Origin of the sequence: Helicobacter ailurogastricus (assembly GCF_001282945.1) — a bacterium.
Classification (GTDB): domain Bacteria; phylum Campylobacterota; class Campylobacteria; order Campylobacterales; family Helicobacteraceae; genus Helicobacter; species Helicobacter ailurogastricus.
Map to the genome: position 1 here is coordinate 428,057 of NZ_CDMG01000002.1, position 22,609 is coordinate 450,665.

Annotated in this window: 20 protein-coding genes; 12 read left to right on the forward strand and 8 right to left on the reverse strand. The window is 47.5% G+C overall.

What is annotated here, in order from left to right:
* Positions 1 to 187 precede the first annotated feature (187 nt).
* The 4 genes from HAL07_RS08140 to crcB all read left to right on the forward strand — a co-directional run bounded on the left by HAL07_RS08140 (position 188) and on the right by crcB (position 5,443).
* Complete coding sequence (locus HAL07_RS08140; protein WP_238374462.1) at positions 188 to 3,922, forward strand: outer membrane beta-barrel protein; 3,735 nt, start codon at positions 188 to 190, stop codon at positions 3,920 to 3,922.
* A gap of 106 nt (positions 3,923 to 4,028) precedes the next feature.
* Complete coding sequence (locus HAL07_RS02220) at positions 4,029 to 4,346, forward strand: rhodanese-like domain-containing protein (protein ID WP_202903465.1); 318 nt, start codon at positions 4,029 to 4,031, stop codon at positions 4,344 to 4,346.
* Positions 4,346 to 5,020, forward strand: a complete 675-nt coding sequence (locus tag HAL07_RS02225) for a uroporphyrinogen-III synthase (RefSeq protein WP_082355781.1) — start codon at positions 4,346 to 4,348, stop codon at positions 5,018 to 5,020. Before HAL07_RS02220 ends, HAL07_RS02225 begins: the two co-directional genes overlap by 1 nt.
* A gap of 39 nt (positions 5,021 to 5,059) precedes the next feature.
* A complete protein-coding gene (gene crcB / locus HAL07_RS02230) occupies positions 5,060 to 5,443 on the forward strand; it encodes a fluoride efflux transporter CrcB (protein WP_053944930.1) in 384 nt (127 codons plus the stop codon).
* Here crcB and HAL07_RS02235 read toward each other — a convergent pair.
* The gene (locus HAL07_RS02235) at positions 5,427 to 6,158 is read right to left on the reverse strand and encodes an EI24 domain-containing protein (RefSeq protein WP_053941543.1); all 732 of its coding nucleotides are present in this window, start codon (positions 6,156 to 6,158) and stop codon (positions 5,427 to 5,429) included. The genes crcB and HAL07_RS02235 overlap by 17 nt on opposite strands.
* A 120-nt stretch (positions 6,159 to 6,278) precedes the next feature.
* Here HAL07_RS02235 and HAL07_RS02240 point away from each other — a divergent pair, with 120 nt between their 5' ends.
* The 3 genes from HAL07_RS02240 to efp are packed head-to-tail and all read left to right on the forward strand — an operon-like array spanning position 6,279 to position 8,709.
* Positions 6,279 to 7,193, forward strand: coding sequence for a peptidylprolyl isomerase (locus HAL07_RS02240; RefSeq protein ID WP_053944931.1), 915 nt, complete (start codon positions 6,279 to 6,281; stop codon positions 7,191 to 7,193).
* Positions 7,194 to 7,202: 9 nt separating this feature from the next.
* A complete protein-coding gene (locus HAL07_RS02245; protein ID WP_053944932.1) occupies positions 7,203 to 8,126 on the forward strand; it encodes a class II fructose-bisphosphate aldolase in 924 nt (307 codons plus the stop codon).
* A 16-nt stretch (positions 8,127 to 8,142) separates the two neighbouring features.
* Entirely contained in the window at positions 8,143 to 8,709 is a 567-nt protein-coding gene (gene efp, locus HAL07_RS02250; protein ID WP_053944933.1) for an elongation factor P, read from the forward strand.
* 164 nt (positions 8,710 to 8,873) lie between these two features.
* Here efp and HAL07_RS02255 read toward each other — a convergent pair whose 3' ends face one another.
* The 7 genes from HAL07_RS02255 to HAL07_RS02285 form a co-directional block, all read right to left on the reverse strand.
* Positions 8,874 to 9,446: a hypothetical protein gene (locus HAL07_RS02255; protein WP_104708388.1), complete on the reverse strand. Its 573-nt coding sequence runs from the start codon at positions 9,444 to 9,446 to the stop codon at positions 8,874 to 8,876.
* Between the two features lie 2 nt (positions 9,447 to 9,448).
* Positions 9,449 to 10,582: an ABC transporter permease gene (locus tag HAL07_RS02260; protein ID WP_053941538.1), complete on the reverse strand. Its 1,134-nt coding sequence runs from the start codon at positions 10,580 to 10,582 to the stop codon at positions 9,449 to 9,451.
* Positions 10,576 to 11,631: an ABC transporter permease gene (locus HAL07_RS02265; protein ID WP_199767045.1), complete on the reverse strand. Its 1,056-nt coding sequence runs from the start codon at positions 11,629 to 11,631 to the stop codon at positions 10,576 to 10,578. Before HAL07_RS02265 ends, HAL07_RS02260 begins: the two co-directional genes overlap by 7 nt.
* 1 nt (position 11,632) lies before the next feature.
* Positions 11,633 to 12,601 (reverse strand): HlyD family secretion protein, encoded by a 969-nt coding sequence (locus tag HAL07_RS02270; protein ID WP_053941549.1) that lies wholly within the window; start codon positions 12,599 to 12,601, stop codon positions 11,633 to 11,635.
* A 30-nt stretch (positions 12,602 to 12,631) separates the two neighbouring features.
* Positions 12,632 to 14,152, reverse strand: coding sequence for a TolC family protein (locus HAL07_RS02275; RefSeq protein WP_104708392.1), 1,521 nt, complete (start codon positions 14,150 to 14,152; stop codon positions 12,632 to 12,634).
* Positions 14,152 to 15,438 carry a hemolysin family protein gene (locus HAL07_RS02280; protein ID WP_053941547.1) on the reverse strand — a complete coding sequence of 429 codons (1,287 nt, stop codon included), beginning with the start codon at positions 15,436 to 15,438 and terminating at the stop codon, positions 14,152 to 14,154. Before HAL07_RS02280 ends, HAL07_RS02275 begins: the two co-directional genes overlap by 1 nt.
* 305 nt (positions 15,439 to 15,743) lie before the next feature.
* Positions 15,744 to 17,345, reverse strand: a complete 1,602-nt coding sequence (locus tag HAL07_RS02285) for an inorganic phosphate transporter (RefSeq protein WP_053944935.1) — start codon at positions 17,343 to 17,345, stop codon at positions 15,744 to 15,746.
* Between the two features lie 240 nt (positions 17,346 to 17,585).
* On the opposite strand from HAL07_RS02285, the gene HAL07_RS02290 reads away from it, so the two are divergent.
* The 5 genes from HAL07_RS02290 (at position 17,586) to HAL07_RS02310 (ending at position 22,609) form a co-directional block, all read left to right on the forward strand.
* Positions 17,586 to 18,977 (forward strand): protein kinase, encoded by a 1,392-nt coding sequence (locus HAL07_RS02290; RefSeq protein WP_053944936.1) that lies wholly within the window; start codon positions 17,586 to 17,588, stop codon positions 18,975 to 18,977.
* Between the two features lie 50 nt (positions 18,978 to 19,027).
* Complete coding sequence (locus HAL07_RS02295) at positions 19,028 to 20,206, forward strand: DNA-methyltransferase (RefSeq protein WP_053944937.1); 1,179 nt, start codon at positions 19,028 to 19,030, stop codon at positions 20,204 to 20,206.
* Complete coding sequence (locus HAL07_RS02300) at positions 20,193 to 21,059, forward strand: CfrBI family restriction endonuclease (protein WP_053944938.1); 867 nt, start codon at positions 20,193 to 20,195, stop codon at positions 21,057 to 21,059. Before HAL07_RS02295 ends, HAL07_RS02300 begins: the two co-directional genes overlap by 14 nt.
* A gap of 152 nt (positions 21,060 to 21,211) precedes the next feature.
* Positions 21,212 to 22,261, forward strand: a complete 1,050-nt coding sequence (locus HAL07_RS02305; RefSeq protein ID WP_053944939.1) for a PP2C family serine/threonine-protein phosphatase — start codon at positions 21,212 to 21,214, stop codon at positions 22,259 to 22,261.
* A 78-nt stretch (positions 22,262 to 22,339) separates the two neighbouring features.
* Positions 22,340 to 22,609 carry a NifU family protein gene (locus HAL07_RS02310; protein WP_053827343.1) on the forward strand — a complete coding sequence of 90 codons (270 nt, stop codon included), beginning with the start codon at positions 22,340 to 22,342 and terminating at the stop codon, positions 22,607 to 22,609.

Sequence of the window (22,609 nt, forward strand, 5' to 3'; positions counted from 1 at the left end):
GTTTCAATACTCCAACATGACAAAGGCGAGCAAAGAGGGCCAAGGCGTGCAAAATAGCCAGCCCCAACAGCTCAACCCGCTTAAGGGTCTTGCGGCGACAAAACCCATTTTAGTCCCCCCGCAACCAAAATAAAGCAGTGGGCCACTCGTTTGCGTAACCATGGCCATAGAGCCTTGGAGGGGTTACATGAAAAAACCTACCTTTTTCAAAAGAACCAAACCAATTTTTAGAAAGTACGCCAAGTACGCCACCTGCCCCCTAGGTTTGGCTCTAGCCACCACCTTTTTGTGTCCGCTAAGAGCCAAGCCCGCGTTTTCAGGGGTGCAGGCGCAGGTGGGCTTTGGCATGTTTTTAAGCACCCCAGAGAGCGCACAAAGCATCGCCAACGCCCTTTTAAACGGCAACGCGCAAGGAGCGGGTGTGAAGCAAATTTTGCAAGATTTGGGGACACTGGGCCAAAATTTTCAAGCCGTGAGCCACACCTTAAGCGCAGCCCACAGCGCGCTAAGTGGGCTTAATCTAGGCAGTGCGCCCCAAATCCCAAATAGTCTAAATGGGTCAGATCCGACTGGATCTTACAACTTAGAAAATTTAAGCAATGCGGTCAGCGACTACCCCCAAGCACTTCAAGGCTTGCAAAGTGCCCTGCAAAATGCGCTCACAAGCGCAGATAAAACCCCCAATCCCCAAAATGCTCTGCAGCAGATCCAACAAACCCTAAGCGATGCAAGCAGTGCCCTACAATCAGCCCAAAAGACCTACAGCGCCCCAGCCACGAGCCAAAGCCTAGGGCAGGCCTATAACAACATCCAACAACAAGTAACCGCTCTGACGCATTTATACTCCACAAAGGGAGCTTTTACCAATGTCAGCACCATTGAGAGCGTGGCTAAAACCCTGAATGCGCTAGACAACATCGCCACCACCGCCCAAAAAGATGCCCAAACACTCCACTTAAGCCCGCAGGCACAACAAGAATTAGCAAAGGCACTGGGGGGTTTAAACAGCCTTAAAAGTGTAACGGGCAATATATGGGGTACAACCAATGCTGGATCTGTCTCAACAGCCCTAAGCGACACGAACAAAGTGGCTGCTTCCCTGCAACAAGCCCAACAAGCCTACGACAGCGCCACCACTGCCCTAGGAAACGCCACAAACAGAGCCACGCAGGCAAATAGCCAAGTCAAACTTTTAGAGCAAATGAGCGGCATTGTGGCAGATTTAAAGGATTTACAAGGCCTAGAGGGGGAAGCCAAGAGCGCGGCAAACCAGTCGCAACAAGGCAATGTCGATCAGTTTTTGCAAAATATCCAAAAGACTTACAGCCCTCTTAATAAAACTTTGCAAGGGTTAAGTCAGCAATTAACTGATGTTTATAACGACTTGGGCAAGCCAAACATCACCCCCCAAGATTTAAAAGAAGATGTAAAAACTTTAAACACGATTTTTAACAACATGGCCACCTACCATGAGGTGCTTAATGACTTACAAAAGCTCTCAAATCAACTCACAAAAGATAAAGTAGAATTCACGCCCCCCTCAGCAGGTGTCATTAAACAACTAGACAAAGCAAACCAACCCTTAGCAAATATCCAAAAGATTTTAGAGGGCATGCAAACCGCCCAAAAAAACGCCCAACTGCCTTGGTCTAACAGTGTTGCCAGTGGAGCTGCCAAGAATTTAACCCAGAGTGGCGAATCGATACAGACCGTCCAAGATGCCCTAAACACCATCCAAGGAATCGCTAAACAGGCAAACACAGGTGAGCAAAACATCAACACGCTTGTCGATCAAACCTACACTTCGTACAACACACTTGTGAAGGATTTACAAGGGATACAGACAATCACAAGGCTTCTTGGCAGTGGTGTAGTGCCCATCAATGCCTCAAATGTTGCTGGACTGCAAGGCATGTTGCAAAGACAACTCCAACCAACCCAACAGCAAGTTACACAAGCTTATAAAGATGCCCAAGCCACAGATCAGGCGATCACGCTAAAAAATCTCCCAAGCACCATCAGCAACGCCCTAAACACGAACCCCAAACTTGGAGAAATCGGCAAGGCGATCGTGGCACTTGAAAGCTACATCCAAGCCCTCACGGGCCAAGACATCGCCCAAGCGCTGCCACAAAGCAACAACTCTCTTGTGCAAGCCGCCGCCAACGATTACGGTGCCGCCGTCAATGCCCTACAACAAGCCACACAAGCCTATAACAACATCAGCACAAGCAACGCTCTAAGCAGTACAGCTGCTGGCCAACAAGAATTGGCTAAGGCCCTGCAAATCATTAAGGAAGTCGATCAAGCCCTCACCAATTACCAAAAAGCCCTCACCAACGTCGCCAACACCAAACCCGCACAAACTAGCCCCCAAACCCAGCCAAATAACCCCAAAACCCACGCCAGCAATCCAAGCCCAAGCAAGCCAGATACAAGCGGCACAACACACACCAGCCAACCCAAAGACACCAAATCCGCACCAAATACACAACCCCACACAGACAAAACCGCAAGCCAAGACAACCACCCCCAAACCCACAACTTACAAAGCCCGCACAGTAGCCCAAATACAAAATCTAATCAAAGCCCAAATCAACCAAAAGTGGCGCAACAACAACCCAACTCCAAAGACCACCCAGTAACCCAAACCCCACAACCCCATATAGACAAAACCGCAAACCCCCTAGATCACAACACCCACCAACAGCCAAAGATCGCAAGTCAGGACAAACCTAACAGCCCACACACCGCCCAAAGCCCAGCCCCCGCAAACAACCCCCTACAAATCCTCTCCAACACCACAGACTCCACAAACCAAAGAGAAAATGCGTGGGAAATTTATGTCAAAACCCAAAACCAAATCATGGAGAGCATCCAAGCAGAGCTAGAGAGCCAAGCCAAACAACAGGGCATGGACCTTGCCCAAACTCTAGTCAATCTCATGGCAGGGATGCAACAAAGCGTGGGGCAGAATTTAGATCAAAAAAGCTACATCAGCGCAGCTTTGATCGAGCACTACGACCATTTTTATAATGCTGTGCTTGACAACTCTAGCATCAGCTTTTATGTCGTGCAAGAGAGCCTAAACAATCTCATCACAGAAGTGGCCAGTGCCCGCCAAAATTTATTTAACCAGCTCAACCCTGAGACCCCCCTTGTGGGGGCTCTACCCCCACAAGCGGCCGTGCTTTTAGCCAAAATCGATTTGCCTCAATTAAACCTCGCGGTCGACGCTTTCCCTGTGGCTCAAAGCATTGGGGCGGCGATTAAAGAGTTAAATATATTGCTAGCCTACCTCAACGCCACCAAAGCCGACCTCAAACAATACCTGAGCGCCAACCACCAGCCCACAGCCACCACGCCCAGATTTTTAACCCAAAACCTCACCCAAAGCCAAAACGGCAACATGTATGGCGTGGATATGCAAGTGGGGTATAAACAATTCTTTGGCAAGAAAAAGCGTTGGGGCTTGCGCTACTACGGGACTTTTAGCTACCAGCATGGGACTTTTTATATGAGCGACTCTGAGGCTGTGGATAACTTTGTCTATGGAGCGGGCGCGGACGCGCTGTATAACTTCTATGAGAGCAAAGATGGCAAATACACTTCAGGCGTGTTTGCTGGACTTATGCTCACTGGCTCAACTTGGCTGGCTAAGGGGGCGAGCAATTATATAGCCTACATGGCAAGCTTAAACGCGCATGGCGGGCATGCGGTGATGCATACAACTTATTTTCAAATCCCCCTAAACATTGGCTTTAGAAGCAATGTTAGCAAACACCACGGCTTTGAAATCGGCCTTAGAATCCCCTTGGCCGCAGACTACTACTTCAAAGGCACCAATGCCAATGGCGATGACCTTGATATAACCTACAAGCGCAACATTTCGGTGTTCTTTAACTATGTGTATAGCTTTTGATCCCCTCGCCCATAAAACGCTTTGCATTTTCACAAAAGAAGCCAAAGGTGTTTTATCTTTGTGTTTTAAAATGTGCTAGAATCCCCTAAAATTTTAAAGGACTTGTATGGAAAGCACCTACGCCCATCAGCTCGTGGATTTAAGCCACTTTAACCCCAAGGACTATTGCGTGATTGACATAAGAGACGCAGAGAGTTACCACAAGGCGCATTTAAAAGAGGCGATTCACATGGACGACTTAAACGCCATTAGGGATTTTGCCCTTGAGCGCCCTCAAGAAAAAATCTTGTTGCAATGTTGGCGGGGCAACACCGCCGCACAGTACGCCAACGCCCTACACGGCGTGGGGGTTTCTAACATTTACTTTTTAAGGGCAAATTTTGACGACTTCAAGGCTTTAGGTTTAGAGCTCTTGGAAAATTGATGCGCCCCCTTGTCTTAGTGGGCCCTGCCTCTTTGGGGCTTGCTAAAGACCCCGCCCTTAGCCATTTGGTTTGTAGCCAGATTGCCTATTTGCCTTTGGATTTAGAAAATTTGCGCTCCCCTCTTGGTGTGTCCTTAAAACTTGCAGATTTTAAAGCCTTGCTTTTCACTTCTAAACATGCCCCTTTAAGTTTGCAACACGGCCTCGAAGACACCAAAGCCCTAGAGTTTTTAAAAAGCCTGCCCTCCTTTGTGTTGGCAGATAAAAGCGCACAAGTGGCTAAGAGTTTGGGCTTTAAGGTCGCCTTTGTGGGGCAAAGCGGACAAGCTAAAGGATTTGTTAAGGAAGTTAAAGGCATTTTACCCAGCCCAACGCTCTTTGTGCGCGCCCAAAGTGTAGCCACAGATGCCCTAGACTTTTTGCCCTCTTTAGTCGCCTACGAGAACACCCCTATAAAATTGCCCCCAGAGCAAAAACCTAAACCCCGCTCTGTACTCATCTTTGGCGCGCCCAGCAGTTATAGGCATTTTTTGGCTAACTTTGCTTGGGACCCTAGCTATGCAGCCATCGCCCTAGGCAAGAGTACTTTAAATGCTTTTGCCCCAGGTGTTTGTGCTTTTTTAAGCCCACAGCCCAGCCTTGAAGCGTGCATAGAGTTAGCTAAAACGCTCTAAATCTTTGCTAGCATTGCGAGAAACTTTAAAAGGATACGGATGCATTTGATGTTTTTATTGGCCGCTTTGGGCGGCGCGCTGGGGGCGAGTTTGCGCTATTTTGTGGGCAAAATCGCGCCCACGAAGCTGTGGATTTGGCAAAGTTTTCCCGTGGGCACTTTTAGCGTGAATCTCATTGGGTGCTTTGTGATCGGCTTTGCGGGGCATTTGGCGGCTAAATCCATTTTGGGCGATAAAATGGGGGTGTTTTTCATCACGGGGGTTTTGGGCGGCTTTACGACCTTTTCCTCTTTTGGGCTAGACACCTTAAAACTCTTGCAAAAACAAGCCTTTAGCGAAGCGATCGCCTATGTCTTAGGGAGCAACCTTTTAGGCTTGTTGTGCGTGGTCTTGGGCTGGGGTTTGGCTAAACTCGTGCATTAGCTTTATTGGCCTTGATGTCTAAAAAGAAGCGGGCTAGGATGATGGTCTGCAAGAGCGTCGCAAAAAAGTTAAAGATGGGGATTAAAGAGAATAAATAGGCCATGATGGCGACTTTGTGGTGGGGGACTTTGTAAGCGCGCAACACTTCTTGGTAGGTCTCTTGGTTGTAAATGGAGCTGCCGATGTCAAAAGAGAGCGTGTTTTTAAAGAAAAAGTAATGCGGGATCAAAGACACAAACACCCCCACAAAGGGGATAAAGTAAAGCGGGATGCACACCACCAAGAACATACACAGATAGGCGAGTTGCTTTAAGAAGTGTTGGATACAGCCCGTAAAATCCCCAAAGTTTTCTAGAGGCAGGTTTGCGTAGTCGTGTTTGTGTAAGTAGCAAACCACAAGCGGGGTGTAAAAGAGCGAGATAAAGACATTGCCCACTAGGCTTAAAAGCAAAACACTGAGCAATAAAAGCGCGTAGGCAAAGATTTTAATGGCGAGCAACAATAGAGCGGGTAAAAACCCGTTTGTGTGGGCGTAGTGATCCCAACTTGTGGGCAAAAAGCCCTCTAAAATGCGCACCATATTGCCCCCAAAATAGAACAATAAAACCCCCCAAAACAACATCCCGAAAAATACGGGTCCTAAGTTTAAAAACAACATTTTCCAGCTTAAAAAGTCTTTCCAACTTTTGCGGATGTTTTGTAGCGGTGTTTCCATTTTTCTTCCCACTTTTTAAGATAGCCACTTTGTGGTTTATATTAAGTTTAGCATGCTAAAATGATTCTTTCATGCCTTTGCAAATGCAAGGTCTTATTCTACAATAGTTTGGAGAGCTTTATGGTTAAAAAAAGCGTTATGAGTTTGGTATTGGTGGGGGTTTTAGGCGCAGGCTTCGTGGGGGCGAAAACTTTAGCCACCGTCACTTTCCCCGCCCCACAAGATGCCCCCACTAAGGGCAAACACCACAGGAGACATAAACAAGTTGCCGCTAAACCCGAAGTGGTGGATATTACAGAGAGCGATTTTGAGGTCATTAAACAGCGCAACCCTAATTTTGACTTCGACAAACTCAAGCCCGAGCAGAAAGAGGCCTTGTTAGAGCAGGCCATCAACAATCTGTTGATTGAAAGAGAAGCCAAAAAAGAGAAATTAGACGAAACCCCTGACTTTGCCCAAAGAATGGCGAGCTATAAAAAACAGCTTTTAGTGGAGACTTGGGCAAAACACCAAGCTGAAGCTATCGGTAAAGAAGAGATTCCCGAAGCCAAACTAAAGGAGTACTACGAAGCGAACAAGGCGCAATTCGTGCAACAAGAAGCCCACGCCCGCCACATCCTAGTGAAAACCGAAGCCGAAGCCAAGCGGGTGATCTCTGAGCTAAACAAAGTGCCTAAAGCGCGTGTGGAAAAAGAGTTTATCGACATCGCTAACCGCGAATCCATCGACCCCAACACCAAAAACACCAAAAACGGCGGGGATTTAGGCAAATTCCAAAAAAACCAAATGGCCCCAGAGTTTTCTAACGCTGTCTTTGGGCTCAACCCCGGTGCCTACACGAAGGTCCCCGTTAAAACCGAGTTTGGCTACCATGTCATTTATCTAGCCAGTAAAAACGAGCCCAAGACTCCCACTTTCGAGCAGGCTAAACAAACCATCATCGGCATCTTAAAAGAGCACCAATTCCAAGAATATGTTAAGGGAGAGCTGGAGAAGTTGCGCAAACATGTGCAGATCCAAATCGCCAAAGATTAAGGGGCTTGCATGCTAGTCACCGGCATTGAGATTTTAAGCAAGGCGCACAAAGAGGGCTATGGAGTCGGGGCGTTTAACTTTGTCAATTTTGAGATGTTGCGCGCGATTTTTGAGGCGGCCGATGGCGCAAAGTCGCCTTTGATCGTGCAAGCCAGCGAGGGGGCGATCAAATACCTAGGCATCGATATGGTACTTAGCATGGTTTATACCATGGCAAAACGCTATGCGCACATCCCCGTGGCTTTGCACCTGGATCACGGCACGAGCTTTGAGAGCTGTAAAAAGGCGGTGGATGCGGGCTTTACCTCCGTGATGATCGATGCCTCTCATCACCCCTACCAAGAGAATTTAGAGATCACTAAAGAAGTCGTGGATTACGCCCACTCTAAGGGCGTGAGCGTGGAGGCCGAGCTGGGGCGTTTAATGGGGATTGAGGACAACATCTCCGTTAGTGAAAAAGACGCGGTTTTGGTTAATCCTAACGAGGCTGAGGAATTTGTCAAGTTAAGCAAGGTGGATTATTTGGCCCCGGCGATTGGCACGAGCCACGGGGCGTTTAAGTTTAAGGGCGAACCCAAACTAGATTTTGATCGCCTTGTGGAGGTGAAAAAGCGCACCAATATCCCCCTAGTGTTGCACGGGGCAAGCTCCATCCCAGAAAGCGTGCGCCAAGCTTTTTTAAGCACGGGCGGGGATTTAAAGGGGGGCAAGGGCGTGCCCTTTGACTTCATCGAGCAGTCCATTAAAGGAGGGATCAATAAGGTCAATATCGACACAGATTTACGCCTCGCTTTCATCGCTCAGGTGCGTAAAATGGCTAAGGAACAGCCTAGCGAGTTTGACCTACGCAAGTATTTTAACCCCGGCATAGAGGCGGTTAAAGCCGTCATGATCGAGCGCATGCGTGTTTTAGGCAGTGCGGATAAAATTTAAGGATTAAAGGAATTAAATGGCCATTGGCATGGGCGAATTGAAAAAGAATTTGAAAATTGAAATACAGGGCGTGCCTTACCGCATTGTGGAATACCAGCATGTCAAACCCGGCAAGGGCGCGGCCTTTGTGCGGGCGAAAATCAAATCGTTTTTAGACGGCAAGGTGATTGAAAAGACTTTCCACGCGGGCGACAAGTGCGAAGAGCCTAATTTATTGCAAAAACCCATGCAATTTCTCTACTTCGATGGGAGTGCTTACCAATTCATGGATGTGGAGAATTACGAGCAAATCGCGCTCAATGAAGACCAAGTGGGGGACGCGCCTAAGTGGATGCTTGAGGGCTCACAAGTGCAAGTGCTTTTCCATAACGAAAAGGCGATTTCTGTGGAAGTCGCCCAAGTGGTGGCGCTAAAAATCACAGAAACTCCCCCAAACTTCAAGGGCGACACTTCCAGCGCGGGTAAAAAACCCGCCACTTTGGAAACCGGCGCGGTGGTGCAAGTGCCTTTCCATGTGCTCGAGGGCGAGGTTATCAAAGTCAATACCCAAACGGGAGAGTATTTAGAAAAAGTGAAGGCTTAGGCCTTTTGCTTGCACTCCCGCTTGGGAGTGTTTTTGTGGTGCTTAACCCCTTAGTCCTCTTTTATAAGTCCTTTCGCATTTTTAAGCGATCTTGTGCGCATTGCAGGCTACAATAACAAGATGCTTGCAATAGACTTGGATAGTCTGGCCTTAAGGCGCAAACTCTAATGCCCCCCGCGCTCTTTTGTAAAGTCGTGATGAGTTTTTGTGTCGTTTTCTAAACTCACTTCATCAAAGATCTTTTTCACGCCCAGCGTGATTTGTTGGACGGTTGCGGGGGCTAGGGCTTTGATTTGCCCTAAAGACTCTTGCAGTTTGTTAGGATCGTAGTGATTCACCTGCATGAGCATAAAGACCTCTTCATTGTTGGGGTTGATGTACTCGCCTAGTTGCACCCCATGCCCTAAGCTGATAGAAATGGCTTGGATGATTTGGTTAAAAATTGCGTCATCGTAGGGCTTTTGGTTGGCGTTTTGGGTGGCGGTGTAGGTGTTTTTGATCTTGTCGGCAATGTGAATCGCCACCCTAAAGCGGGCGCGCTCTCTAGCAATCACCTCCGATCGCTGCACTTGCCCATCGATCACATGGGAGCTGTCGATGCCCTGTGTGGTGTATCCACTCCTGTCTTGCACCATCCAATTAGGCATGTTTTGCAAAAAGACCTTTTGTTTGGGGGCCAAGCTACACGCCCCTAAAATAAATGCACCGGCCAAAGTTAAAGCGACACGCGCAGACATTCTCATTCCTTATATTTGGTTTGGTTTATTGTAGCAAAATTTGCCCTTTGCAGCAGCCACGCGGCCCCACACAACCCCCCCACAGCCAAAGCGATCAAAGCGCATAAGTCATAAAGCACAGTGCTAAAGGGGGCGGCAAATTGGTTTAACATGACAAAGCCTGAAATGCCATGCGTGGCCGGGATGAGCTGTAAGGGCAGGCGCAAAAAGGCCGGGATGAGCTCTGTTGGCCAAATAAAGCCCATCATAAAAACGAGGGGTAAAGAGCTCACTAAAACGATTTGTGTGGCTTGGGCGGGCTTGCTTAAAAATATCCCAAACAGTACCCCACAACTTGACACCGCCAAGAGAAAGACCACGCCAAAGACCAGCAACTGCGTCGGGTCAGCGTGGATATGCACGCCATAATAGTGGAAAAGCACGCCAAAGTAAAGCAATAAATGGAATAAATAAATTAAAGTGAAGCACAAGACCCGCACCAAGCAAGTTTTGAACGCATCGCCAAAATTTTTAAAGCGTCTTAACTGAGCGCAAGTGATCGCCCCTGCTCCGATCAAAAGCGTTTGATGCAAAATAATGATAAAAACATGGGCGATGGCGTAATTTAAATAGCCGACAGAGGGGTTGTAAAGCGGGATGGTTTGCAAATTGAAAAGATGGTGCTCTGTGGTGCTCTCTACTAAGGATAAATCCTTGTAGATTTTGATCTTTTGGCTTAGGGCTTGTAGCGTTTGCAAAGTGGCATGCCCTATGGTGCTGTAAATGAGAAAATAATTGGCGTTGGCATACAGCTCAATGTTTGCGGGAATGCTGGTATAAACATGCCTTTCAAAAAATTTAGGGATCAACACAATCCCATAGACCTTCTCTTCCTCTAAGAGTTTCTTGGCCTCTCGCATGGAGCTTGGGCGGTAGGCGATCTTGACCTCTTGCGTACTCTCTAGCATTTGGGTGAATTTATAGGACAAGTGGCTATGATCGCTATCCACAAGCGCGATGGCTTGCCGTGTTACAATGTCGTTTTTATAAGGCAGGGGGTAGAGAAGGGCGTAAAAAAGGGGGCCACCGATGATCACCATCAGCACCCCAAGGTGGCTAAAAATCGCTTTAAATTCATCGACAAAAGCTTTTAACATGCCCGCTCTCTTTGGGCCAAAAGGGCAATCCCTAAGAGATAAAAGAGCCAAAAGATGGGCAAGTGGCCGATGGCTTTTAGGGCTAAATCCAAGCCCGCTTGGTAGTAGTCTAGAGCAATTGTGGCCTTGAGAAAATAAGTGACTGGCAAGAGTGCGCTCCAACATTGCGCGAGGGCGGGCATGTTGTCTGTGGGGTAGGTTACGCCCACAAAGGCCAAAGAAGGGGCGGTGTAAAGTGCGATGAAAGAGGCGACTCGCATAGGCTCTTGTAACAAGACAAAAAAGCCCACCACCACGCTAGAAATCGCCGCCACCAACAGCACACAAGAGAGCAACATCAACCCCCAGTGGGCGTTGTAGGGTTTTAGATAAAAGAGCATCAACGCCCCCCACGCGCTAAAAATGAGCGTGTTAAGCCCCAAAGCCGCCCACACTTCGCGGGAGTTTTGACACACCTGCAAGAAGTTAAACATCCCCAAAGCCGCCAAAATTTGCCACATACAGGGCAAAATCGCCATGAGTAAAAACTGGGCGTAGTTGTTATGCTCGTTGTAAAGGGTGTGTAAATTGACATGCAAGGGGAAAGCTAGAGCTTTGGCGGTGATCAAATCGCCGTGTATGCTTAGATTTTTGGCGACATCTTGCTTGATCTCTAAGGTGGCAAGGGTGAGTAAAAAGGCGTTCATTAAGGTTTTACCCACCAAAACATACTCGGCGTTGTAGTACAAAGCCACGGGGGTTTGCACGCCCAGTTTAACCTGCCGCTCTAAATTCTTAGGCAAGACCACCACGCCATAGATTTTCTTAGACGCTAAAAAGGGTTTGGCTTGGTCTAAGCCGCTGTAAAAATGCGCCACATTGAGCGCGCTGTTGGCATTAAGGGAGCGCACCATCTCGTGACTCAAGTGGCTGTTGTCTAAATCCACCACCCCGATGTTAAGCCGCGTGGGGATTTGTTTATAAAATAAAACCACCATCACCAATCCAAAGACAAGCGGAGCCACACACACCGCTACGGCAAAGCGTTGTCTAAAGAATTTGGCCCACATTTTAGTCTTTAGGAATATCCACTAACACGCTCATGCCCATCCGCAAAGCCTGCATGTCCTTTAGGGGGGTGGCTTCGATGCCAAAGCTTTTCATGTCGTAGCTTTGGCTGCTGTTCGTGCTTTTCCAAGTTGCAAAGTCCCCCATCACGGCCACATGCGTCACTTTAAATTCTAGACTTTCTTTTAAAGCGGGTACATAGCCTTTAAAGATGGTCTCCTTTTTAAAGCGGCTTAAATACTTCTCAGGCACGCTTAAATTGAGCCACGCGTGGGCGGTGTCTGTCACTAAAACCACAGGAAAGCCCTTAGGGCTTAACTCCCCGCTGTAAAGTAAAACATTGCTCACCTCGCCATCAATGGGGCTATACGCCTTTTTGTCTTGTAAAAAAGCTTGTACTTCGTTGAGTTGCCCCAGCGCGGCTTGTTCCTTTTCTTTGGCAGCGATCTTGCTTTCATTAGAGGCCCCCTCTAAAGCAAGTTGGTATTGCTCGTAAGCGGCGTTTTTTCTAAAGGTCGCGCTTTGAAAGGCCGCATAGGCTTCATCGCGCTTTTGCAAACTCGCCACGCCCTTATCATAAAGGCTTTGGATGCGCTTATAGGTCTCTTCGGCCAAATCGCTTTGCGCCTTTGCGGCCTGATAAACATCTTGCGCGCTTTTAATGGTTTGGCTGCGGCTGCCCCTAAGCACTTCATTGCTCAAGGCTTTGGCGGCTTTGTGGCTGGAGCTGGCTTGCAACAATTTTGCCTCTGCTTCAGGGCTGTCGATCGTAAAAACCAAATCCCCTTTTTTGATAAAATCCCCTTTTTTTACCAAAACCTTTTCCACCCGCCCCGCCAGCTTAGAGCTCACGCTGTACTCCCTAGCCTCAATAAAGCCTTGCAACCTTTGCTCTTTGTGGTTGTAGGTTGTGTAATAGATTTGCCCTAGCCAAATTAAAATCCCCACAGCCGCCAGAGCGGCTAGGATCATCGGGGTTTTTGTCGTCTTCACACTTTTTCCTTAATAAACAAAATCGTAAAACGAGTCCATATGCCCGCTCAACACCATTAAATCCACTAGCGCACTGATGTATTTGTAGGCGTGGGTTTTTTGCTCCACCAAGATGCCCGCCAAAGAGTTGCGCGCATCCACCACCATCGCGTTGGTCGCCATGCCCTGATTAAACGCTTCCTCTTGCAGTTTCAAGTTTTCTTTAGCCAGCTCCACGCTTGTATCTAAGCTTTTGTACTCTTTTAACAGGGCTTGGCATTGCAAATAGGTTTTATGCACCAAGAGCTCCATGTCCTTTTTGGCTTGGCTTTGCAAAGCCGAGGTTTGCAACTCATCGATCTTAGCCGCTTGGTAGTGCATGATCCGCCCATTGGGGGTTAAAATGGGTAGTCTCGCCCCCACGCCCACAAACCACTCGGGGATCATATTCATGAGGGTAGAGTTGTTCTCTTTCATCAAATACGCCCCAAAGAAATTAAAATGGGGGAGAAATTTTGCCACCTGTAATTTTGTCATTTGCTGCGCGCTTTGTTTTTTAATGGCTAGACTTCTTAGCACAGGATAAGAGCTTAGGGTTTCTTGCACGAAAAAATCCAAACTAGGCAAAGCTTTGGGGCGGATATTTAAATGCGCCGTGGGGGCAAAATGGGCTTTTGAAACGGGGATATTTTGGCTAGATAAAATCGTGTTAAACGCTAAAGTCGCCACTTCAAGCGCATCGTCTGCTTGCATGGATTTTGTCTTGCTTTTCTCGTAAGCCACCTGCGCGCTTAGGGCTTCGACTTTGGCAATTTGCCCTGCTTTTAGGCGTTTTAGGGCGTTTTGGTAGTGCTTTAAATGCCCCTGCTCCACGCCCTTAAGCACATCAGACACCTCCATATTAAGCACCAAGCCGTAATAAATTTTAACCAATTCTTGAAAAGTGGAGAGTCTTTTAAGGCGCGAAACCTCCATAGACTCCTTGTGCGCCAAAGACGCCAATTTACTCATATAAAAGCGCTCTCCGCCCATGTAAAGCGGATAAATGATGCTTAAAGCCCCCATCACGATGTTTTGTTTAGAAAACAAAAAGGGCTGGCTTAGAGTATTGACCATCCCCCCGATTCCTTGAGCCACCGCCATGCCCCCCATTTGGGCTAGGGCGGGTTGGCCTAAAAACCGCTCCATACCATTGGCAAAGTTTTGCAGCTGCGCTTTATTTGCCCCGCTAAAAGGGGAGATGGTGATGGGCTTGCCTAAATGCACATAAAACGCGCTCAAATCAATTTCAGGCAAAAAAGAAAGTTTAGCCGCAGTGCTTAATTTTTTTGCTTTTTTCTCAGCGTAATCTTGTGCCTTGAGGCCATCGTAGTTTGCCAAAACCATGTCCCAAGCCTGTTTGAGCGAAACCTTTGTGGGCTTGTCCGTTTGCAAAGCGTTTAAATCCGCGGGCTTTTTTGTTTCTATTTGCAAAGAGCTTAAGTCTGTCTGTGCCGCCAACACCCCGCCCAAAAGACCCACCAACACCCCAAAACCACTATAAAAGCGCATCATAAATCCTTTTTCACGAGCTTTAGTTTGCTGATGCGGGCTTTATCCATGTCTAGCACCTCAAAAATGCAGTGCTCATCCCCCACCACATCGCCCACTTCAGGCAATCTCTCTAACAAGCTAAAAACATACCCCCCCAAAGTCACTTGCTCATAATGGCGCGCAAATCTAAAGCCTAAAAACTCCTCTATGCTCTCTAAATCCACCCGCCCATCGCACTCAAAGCTGTGTTCATCCAACCTTTTAATCCCCTCTTTATTCTCATTTTGTCCTTCAAAAATATTGCCCATGATCTCCTCAAAAATGTCGTCCATGGTCAAAACCCCCGAAGTCCCGCCATACTCATCGACCACCAAAGCCATGCGCATTTTTTGTTGATTCATTTTGATGAGGATTTGCGAAATGGACGCGCTCTCGGGCACAATCAGCACTTCTTGCAAAAGGCGCTTTAAATCGGGCTCTTTGCGCTCTAAAATGGGGGTGGATAAGATGTCTTTAATATGCACGACCCCTAAAATATTGTCCTTATGCCCTTCACAGCAGGGGTAGCGAGTGAAGGGATGCTTTAAAATGGTTTGCAGATGTTGTTCGTGGCTTTGTTTGGTGTCCAAGCACACCATGTCGTTGCGCGGAGTCATGATCTCTCTGGCGCTCGTGTCTGAAAAATCCACCGCATTTTTAATCAATTCTTCTTCCACATAGTCGATCACCCCGCCTTTTAAACTCTCCCCCACAATGATTTTAATCTCCTCTTCTGAGTGTGCGCTGTCCCTTTGCGGCTCAATGCCAACAAGTTTTAAAACCAACTTCGCCAAGAAGTCAAAGAGATTAACAATAGGATAAGAGAGCAACCAAAAGGCGTGCAAAGGCCGAGCCACCCACAAGACCATCCGCTCTGCTTGCACGATGGCGATCGATTTAGGCACAATCTCGCCCAAGATCACATGCAATAAGGTGATCAAACAAAAAGCCAGCACCACACTAAGCCCATGCACAAAGGCGTTTAGACCCGAAAAATGCACCCATTTTTGCAACATGAGCGTGATCAAATGCGCTAAGGCGGGCTCACCCAGCCAGCCAAGCCCCAAAGACGCGAGCGTTACCCCTAATTGTGTCGCGCTTAGGTAGGTATTTACCGAAGCGTTGATTTTCAGGGCTAAAGTGGCATTAGGGTTGTTGTGTAGGCTCAACTCTTCGAGTTTTGAGCGCCTGACCTTGACAATGGCAAATTCTGAGAGCACAAAAAAGGCGTTGCACAAGACCAAGAAAAAGGCCAAAGCGCACATCGCCACCGACTCGTAAAACTCCAAACACTCTCCTTAAAATTCAGCCTAATGTGTAAGAGGCCATTTAACCTCATTCAAGGTGCTTAATTTGTTTTTCATGCTTTTGTAAATGCTCCATACTCTTGTTAAGGTTGTAAAAGTTTAGACAAACACCAAAAACCCTCAGTGCCCCTAAAACTAGGGCGCGCGGGCTGGACGGTGTGCCTCTAATTAGGGTCATCTACGCCTCGTTAAGGGATTTAGCAGGGCTGGGCTGACTTTACCCTTTAAAAGTAACTTTTTAGCAATGCGCCCCTTTAAATGCATTAGAGTCTTTCGACAACTTTAAAAGCATCGATGAGGTAGTAGCCCAAAGCCCCAAGCAGGGCCGAGATGGGCACGGTTATGAGCCAAGCCGTGATGATTCGTTTGATCACGGAGCGTTTAACCAATTCGCTTTTATAGGCCTTCTTTAGAGATTTGCGCTCTTTTTTACTAAGCCCTACGGTGTATTCTAGGGTGTTGTTTTCTTTTTGTAATGTTTTTAAGTAGGCCAGCATTTCTTTTTTCTGTTTGGGGTTGGCTTTTTCAAAGCGGTCTAAAAAATTCTTGATCACGCCCGCATCCTCACCGTGGTGCGCGTCTAAAATCATTTGTTTCATCTCAAAGAGCCGTTTTTGCAAGAACTCGCGCAAAAAGCCCACCCCAAAGACCGCCCCAATGGTGATGTGTGTGGAACTCACGGGTAAGCCCAATTTAGAAGCCAGCAAGACCGTTACCACGGTTGCCATAGCGATGCAAAAGGCTTGCATTTTGTCTAATTCGGTGATTTCGCTCCCCACAGTTTTAATGAGTCTTGGTCCATACAAACTAAGCCCCGTGGCGATGCCAAGCCCCCCGATGAGCATGATCCACGGGGGGGCATAGGCTTTTGTGGGGATCGCGTGGCTACCCCACTCTTGCAAACTTTGCACGATCGCGGCCAAAGGCCCCACAGCATTGGCCACATCATTGGCTCCGTGGGCAAAGCTAAGCAAAGCGGCACTAAAGACCAAAGGTAGAGTAAAAAGCGTGTGCACGCTCTCTTTGGTGTTTTCTAAACTGCCTAATTTAGAGGCCACATAGCTTTTAAACGCATTGTAGGCGAGCAGGCCCACCCCCACGCTTAAAAGCAATTCTTCAATGCTCCCCAAAGAGACGTGCAAGACTTTAGCCAGCATGAACCAGCTAAAGGCCAAGCCCATGACCCCCACCACTAAGGGCATGGTTTTCAAGGCCGCGCTTTTTTTATCCTCCCGATCGCTGATGCTCTGCTTAAACAAGACCATAAGCCCCATAGCGATCCCCCCGCCCATCACAGGCGAGATCACCCAACTAGCCACAATCCCGCCTAAAAAGGGCCAATCCACTGCCCCAGCCCCCCCAGCCACCAACCCCGCTCCCAAAACCCCGCCCACAATCGAGTGCGTGGTGGACACGGGCGCGCCGATCGCTGTGGCTAAATGTAGCCAAATTGCCCCTGAAAGCAGAGCCGAAAACATCATACCCACAAATACAGCCGTGCTGTGTATGTGCTCGGGGTTAATGATTTTACCCTTGATGCTTTGCACAACTTCACTGCCGGCCAACACCGCCCCCAACACCTCACACAGCGCAGCAATTAAAATCGCCATGCCCAGAGTGATTGCCTGAGAGCCGACCAGCGGACCGACATTATTGGCCACATCGTTGGCCCCGATATTCATGGCCATATACCCCCCCACCACTGCGCTCAAAGCCAGCAAGGCTAAGTGCGTGGGCGTGTGGCTAAAGATAAGGGCTAAGCCCGCCGCCGCCACGACAAACACGATGGCTAGGGTGATTTTGACATTATCTCTTTGGAGTTCTTTAAAGGCCTTTTGGATAGAACCGCTTGTTTTAGATTTCATGTGGAGCTTTCATAAGGCAAGGATTTTAATATAAAAATCTCTAAGAAACGCTTAAAAAATGCGCTTAAAGCCATTGCCTTTTGACGCTCTCTATGTTTTGATTTGACTAAAGTTTGCTAAGCATAAAAAACCATTAACTTTTTGCCCCTTTTGATTTACCTTTTTATGCTACTCTCACCCATTCACCCATTCACGGGGCGGGGGCGGATAGAGGGGATAGGGGCTTAGGAGTTTGGTTGTATGCAAGACCCTGATTTAGCCACCTTGATCCAAAGCCACGATGTACTCTTGATCGATGAGAGTGCACTTGTAGAGGGAGCGTTTTGGAAAATCTACAAAGACAACCTCCAAGAAATCCTACAAAAAACCAACAAGAAAATCGGGGTCCCTGAAGATGTCCTAGATCGGATCAACGACCAACGCTCAGACGATGCCCGTTACCAAAAAGCGTACAATAGGTATCTTTCTATCCAAAAGGAGGTTGTCAGCGTGCCGGGCAAACTCACAGAAATCCTCAAAGCCACGAAAAACCTGTTTTTCACCAAAAACAAGACCCTCGCCAACATCGCCGACCGTTTTAAAAAAAGCACCATCCTTTTTCTCTCAAACACACGCAAACGCTTTGAGTTTTACATCGCTAAAGCCAAAGAGGACATCAGCAAACCCAAGCACAAAACCCCCCACACCTCTCAAGGCAAATTACACATCAGTGCAGTCCCACAAGAGGGGCAAGATGTCTATTACGACCACAATGGCAAGCAACACAGCGTCAGACTCGCCCAAGAGTTAGGGCAAGGAGGCGAGGGGATCATTTACACCACCAACACGCCCATGCTCGCCAAAATCTATGGCCACCAGCACAAGAGCATGCAAACCGGAGGCGTGCCCGACTTCACCCCCCAAAAAATCGCCCTACTCACTAAGATCAAAACCAACCAATGGGTGTGTATGCCCACCTGTCTGCTCAAAAACCAACAAGGCGAATGTGTGGGCTATTTAATGCCCAAGGCAGAGGGTAAGACCTTGCAACACATTTTGGGGGGGTCTAAAGATGTCAAGCAGCACATCCCTAATTGGAATTTAAAAGACCTTGTCCGCCTGTGCATGAGCTTTTTAAAAACCGCCCAGTCTCTGCACGACAAGGGGATCTTAATCGGCGACATCAACCCCAATAATCTCATGTTCACCCCCAACGCTGAGATGTTTTTCATCGATTGCGACAGCTACCAAGTGGACAAATACCCCTGCCCTGTGGCTGACCCCGCCTATTTAGTCCCCGAGCATTTGGGCAAGCACATGAAAGATGTTTTGCGTTCTAAGAGCGATGAATACTACGCCATCGCGTGCTTGTTGTTTGTGATCCTCACTTTGGGCATGCACCCCTACAACCACAAGGGCTTAGGCAGAAATGAGGCGATGAGGCAGGGGGCATTTGCCTATCCTTTAAAGGGAGGGGACATGTCTTTTGTGCCCAATGAAAAGGCACGAGATCAATGGGTGCGTTTAAGCCCCAAATTGCAAGAGTATTTTTACGAGAGCTTTCAAAAAGGGGGCAAGTTTTTTGCCCCTAAAAAACGCCTCCCCCCGATCAAGTGGCTCGATGCCCTGAATAAATTCCACCAACAACTTTAAATCCTTGAGAGATTCAGGCACAAAATAGACAAAACCAATTAAACTAGGACATGCATACAACTAAACCCAAACCCAAGTGCCTTTTTACCTCCACAGCTCTTAGTGTCGCCTCCATTAAAAAACTCGGGGCACATAAATCTAATGCCAATTTAAACACTCTATTAGAGTTGTTTTGCCAAGATTTAGACATCGATTTAAAACGCGAAGTTGTGTCCTCCATAGGACGGCAAAAGGACAACGATAGAATTTTGGCCTTTTTGAATCAAGAAGCCTTTAAGACGCACTTCATGGAGGTCATCTACCAAATGTTGCGTACTTGCCTTTACAAAGCTAAAACAGATAGCCGTTTTGCCACCTTAGGGGATCAAATCTTAAAGCATTACAACAACGAGGTGATGGATAAAATGCTGGAGTACCACCAACACCGCCAGCACCACAAAAGCCCCCAAAGACCAACCCCCCAAATCACAAAACCCAGCCTTCTTGTGGGCGACAACCGCCTAACCTTACAACGAATCCAAGACCAACAAATCCAACTCATTTTCACCTCCCCGCCCTACTACAACGCAAGAGTGTATAGCGACTATGCCAACTACCAAGAATATTTAAAACATATGCAAGAAACTCTAGAGCAATGCTTTAGGATTTTAGAGGATGGGCGTTTCATCATCATCAATGTTTCCCCCGTGATCGTCAAACGGGCAGGGCGGGAGTTCGAAAGCAGGCGCTACCCGATCCATTTTGACTTCCATTCTATCTTGGTGCAAAGCGGATTTTATTTTCTTGATGAGATCATTTGGATCAAACCCGAATACTCTGTGCCTAACCGCGTGGCCGGCTATTTGCAAAGCAAAAAAGCTTTAAGTTATAGGCCAAATTGTATTACAGAAAGTCTATTGGTTTATCGCAAAAATGCACCTTTTTTAATCGATAAAAACCTTAAGAGATATGACAAATCCCACAAAAACGAGGGGGACACGGACAGCACGAATTGCTGGTACATTGCCCCCAAGGCAAGCAAGGATCACCCCGCCGTGTTCCCCGAAGAGCTGTGTGTGCGGGTGCTTAAATACTATTCTTTTGCAGGCGACATTGTGTGCGATCCTTTTGCGGGGAGTGGGACTTTTGGCAAAGTGGCACAAGAGATGGGGCGTATCCCGCTTTTATGCGAGCAAAATAAAGAATACGCCATGCGTTTAAAACAAGGGGGGTTTTTTGAACTTAGATAAGCTGGTGTTGGAGCGGATCATAGACAAGCTTTTAAGGGGGCTGGATTATAGGGAGGAAATCATCAATTCTATCAATGTGGCGTTTTTGGACTTTGCCCTAGGTTTCTTTAAACAAATTTTAGAGGCCAAAATACAGGATCAACAGCTCAGTTTAGAGTGGTATAAAGAGCATTTCATCGCCAATGAAAATTTAAATTCTCAAGAGATTGCGGTTTATGCGGGCATCAATAAAAAGACTATTTGCAATATTTATGGGAGCGAAACAAGGGAGATTGTGTTGGAAGTGGCACAGGCTAATATTGATTACCTTGAAAATTTGTTAAACGCTTTGGGAGAGAGTGCAGACATCGGGCTTTGCCTTAAAATCACCTATAAAAACATCAGTGTAGAACTCAACCTAAACGAGTCCTTATTGGTCATCAATGCCCTAGCCACCAAGAAAATCGCCTTACGTGGCGGTGCGTGGAGCAGTGTAGGCAAGAAAATAGAAAAACCCTTAATGTTAGCCCTGTGCCAAAAATGTGGGGTGCAACAAGGGTTTTACAACGCTGATCCCTTTAGCAAGGACAAAAGTTTAAGTTACGATCGCGAGGTGGATTTTAAGCTCTACAATGCGGATCAAAGCAGAGAATATAGAGTGGAGGTTAAATTAATGGGTAAGGGCAATCCAGAATGTGCAGACGCTGTGATGGCTAGGGAATCGCATATTTTCATCGCCGACACCTTGAGCGTTCAAAATAAGAACCAACTCACAGCTTGGGATGTAGAGTTTTTAGAACTGAAGGGTAATAGGGATTGTGTGGGGGATTTTAAAAAGATACTGAAGAGGTTGGGGATTCCCTACAAGGGTTAGGGATTGTTGGCATCCATGTGGTATTGTTTAAGAACGCCCTGTGACTCCCAAACCTTGCAAAGGGCTTTGTATGCCACGCAAAGGATAGTTTACAACAAGACTTTGCCCTTTATGAAACCTACGCTAAAGACAGCACACAACTCAAACACGATTTGCAAAGCTTAAGCTTAAGTCTGCCCCCCGAAGCCACAAGACCCTTTAGCCATGTGCGTGCCAGCCTAGAAAAGTCTAAGGATCAACTAAACACCCCCACCCCCACTAAAGAATTTTTAAGTGCCCCTAGAACCAAGGGCTTTTTAGAGCATGCCAACACCCTAGAGAGCCAAGCCAAAGAGTGGCAAACCCTACACACCCGCCAAAAACAGCTAGAAAGTTTTAGCGAGGAAACAAAAGCCCTAGAAAAAACCCTAAAAGAACACCTAGAGGCACTGGGGGTTTGTTGTGCCCACTTGCACGAGGGCATAAAAAAGCTCCAAGCCCAAAGCCTTTGGCAGACCAAGGACTTAAGACCCCTAAACAACCTCCCCCTAGATACGTGCAAGACCAAATTAGAACACGCCTTACACAAAGAAAAAGCCCTCATCCAACAATTTAACCAAGAGTGGCATCAGTCCATCACCCCCACCACCCTCCCCAAAATCACCCTCAAAGACAATCTCCAAAAACTTTATGACAGCATCCAGAACAAGACGTGCTCTTTGCACGATTTGGCTTCGACCTTGCTGGCGGTGGCGTTGCGGGGTGATGACTTCTTATTGTTGCACCTAGGTGATGGCGTGTGTGGGGTGTTGAAGGGGCGGGAGTTGAAGGTGGCAAGCCACCCAGACAATGGCGAATTTGGCAATGAAACCACCTTCACCACTTCTAAAGACGCTCCCTTTAGCATGAAAATCTTTAAGGGCAAACTGAGCGAGAAGAATTTCACGGGCTTTGCGCTGATGTCCGATGGGGCTAGCGAGTCCTTTTACCACAACAAAGATCGCATTTTAGTGCCCCTACTGCAAGATTACATGAATGTCGCCCGTGTGCCGGGCATGCAAGAGGGCGTACAAAAGGCGTTAGAAACCTTGCTTGAAGGGCGGGTGAAAGAAAAAACCTTTGATGATTGCAGTGTCATCGCTTTGGTGTTAGAGAGTGGCGACCCTTTAAGCACCACTGAGAAGAAATTACAAGCTAAAATCACAAACACCGCCCTAGATTAGACATTGAAAGCGCCATTTAACGGGGTAAACGAGGTTTAGGGTATATTGCGTTACAATAAAAGCTTTTGGAGGTGCTTTATGGTTTTTAGCGATGAGGAGCTGCGAAAACCCGTAGAATTAGCCTTAGAGAAAATCCGCCCCATGCTCTTAAAAGATGGGGGCGATGTGGTGCTTTTAGGCATTAAAGAGGCAAAGGTGTATGTGAGCTTGCAGGGGGCGTGCAAGGGGTGCGCGTCTAGCGCAAACACCCTAAAATTTGGCATTGAGCGGTGTTTGCAAGAGGAAATCCACCCTGACATGCAAGTCGTGCATGTGTCGCCCGATCGCTATAAAGAGCTTTTTTCTTAA

What these genes read in the sequence shown, in the direction of transcription:
- HAL07_RS02255 (WP_104708388.1), bottom strand. Translation starts at nt 9,446, where the DNA reads ATGTCTGCGCGTGTCGCTTTAACTTTGGCCGGTGCATTTATTTTAGGG.
- HAL07_RS02265 (WP_199767045.1), bottom strand. Translation starts at nt 11,631, where the DNA reads ATGTGGGCCAAATTCTTTAGACAACGCTTTGCCGTAGCGGTGTGTGTG.
- HAL07_RS02285 (WP_053944935.1), bottom strand. Translation starts at nt 17,345, where the DNA reads ATGAAATCTAAAACAAGCGGTTCTATCCAAAAGGCCTTTAAAGAACTC.
- HAL07_RS02280 (WP_053941547.1), bottom strand. Translation starts at nt 15,438, where the DNA reads ATGTGCGCTTTGGCCTTTTTCTTGGTCTTGTGCAACGCCTTTTTTGTG.
- HAL07_RS02240 (WP_053944931.1), top strand. Translation starts at nt 6,279, where the DNA reads ATGGTTAAAAAAAGCGTTATGAGTTTGGTATTGGTGGGGGTTTTAGGC.
- HAL07_RS02220 (WP_202903465.1), top strand. Translation starts at nt 4,029, where the DNA reads ATGGAAAGCACCTACGCCCATCAGCTCGTGGATTTAAGCCACTTTAAC.
- HAL07_RS02235 (WP_053941543.1), bottom strand. Translation starts at nt 6,158, where the DNA reads ATGGAAACACCGCTACAAAACATCCGCAAAAGTTGGAAAGACTTTTTA.
- HAL07_RS02260 (WP_053941538.1), bottom strand. Translation starts at nt 10,582, where the DNA reads ATGTTAAAAGCTTTTGTCGATGAATTTAAAGCGATTTTTAGCCACCTT.
- HAL07_RS02275 (WP_104708392.1), bottom strand. Translation starts at nt 14,152, where the DNA reads ATGCGCTTTTATAGTGGTTTTGGGGTGTTGGTGGGTCTTTTGGGCGGG.
- HAL07_RS08140 (WP_238374462.1), top strand. Translation starts at nt 188, where the DNA reads ATGAAAAAACCTACCTTTTTCAAAAGAACCAAACCAATTTTTAGAAAG.
- HAL07_RS02295 (WP_053944937.1), top strand. Translation starts at nt 19,028, where the DNA reads ATGCATACAACTAAACCCAAACCCAAGTGCCTTTTTACCTCCACAGCT.
- HAL07_RS02225 (WP_082355781.1), top strand. Translation starts at nt 4,346, where the DNA reads ATGCGCCCCCTTGTCTTAGTGGGCCCTGCCTCTTTGGGGCTTGCTAAA.
- HAL07_RS02245 (WP_053944932.1), top strand. Translation starts at nt 7,203, where the DNA reads ATGCTAGTCACCGGCATTGAGATTTTAAGCAAGGCGCACAAAGAGGGC.
- HAL07_RS02310 (WP_053827343.1), top strand. Translation starts at nt 22,340, where the DNA reads ATGGTTTTTAGCGATGAGGAGCTGCGAAAACCCGTAGAATTAGCCTTA.
- HAL07_RS02270 (WP_053941549.1), bottom strand. Translation starts at nt 12,601, where the DNA reads ATGATCCTAGCCGCTCTGGCGGCTGTGGGGATTTTAATTTGGCTAGGG.
- HAL07_RS02290 (WP_053944936.1), top strand. Translation starts at nt 17,586, where the DNA reads ATGCAAGACCCTGATTTAGCCACCTTGATCCAAAGCCACGATGTACTC.
- efp (WP_053944933.1), top strand. Translation starts at nt 8,143, where the DNA reads ATGGCCATTGGCATGGGCGAATTGAAAAAGAATTTGAAAATTGAAATA.
- crcB (WP_053944930.1), top strand. Translation starts at nt 5,060, where the DNA reads ATGCATTTGATGTTTTTATTGGCCGCTTTGGGCGGCGCGCTGGGGGCG.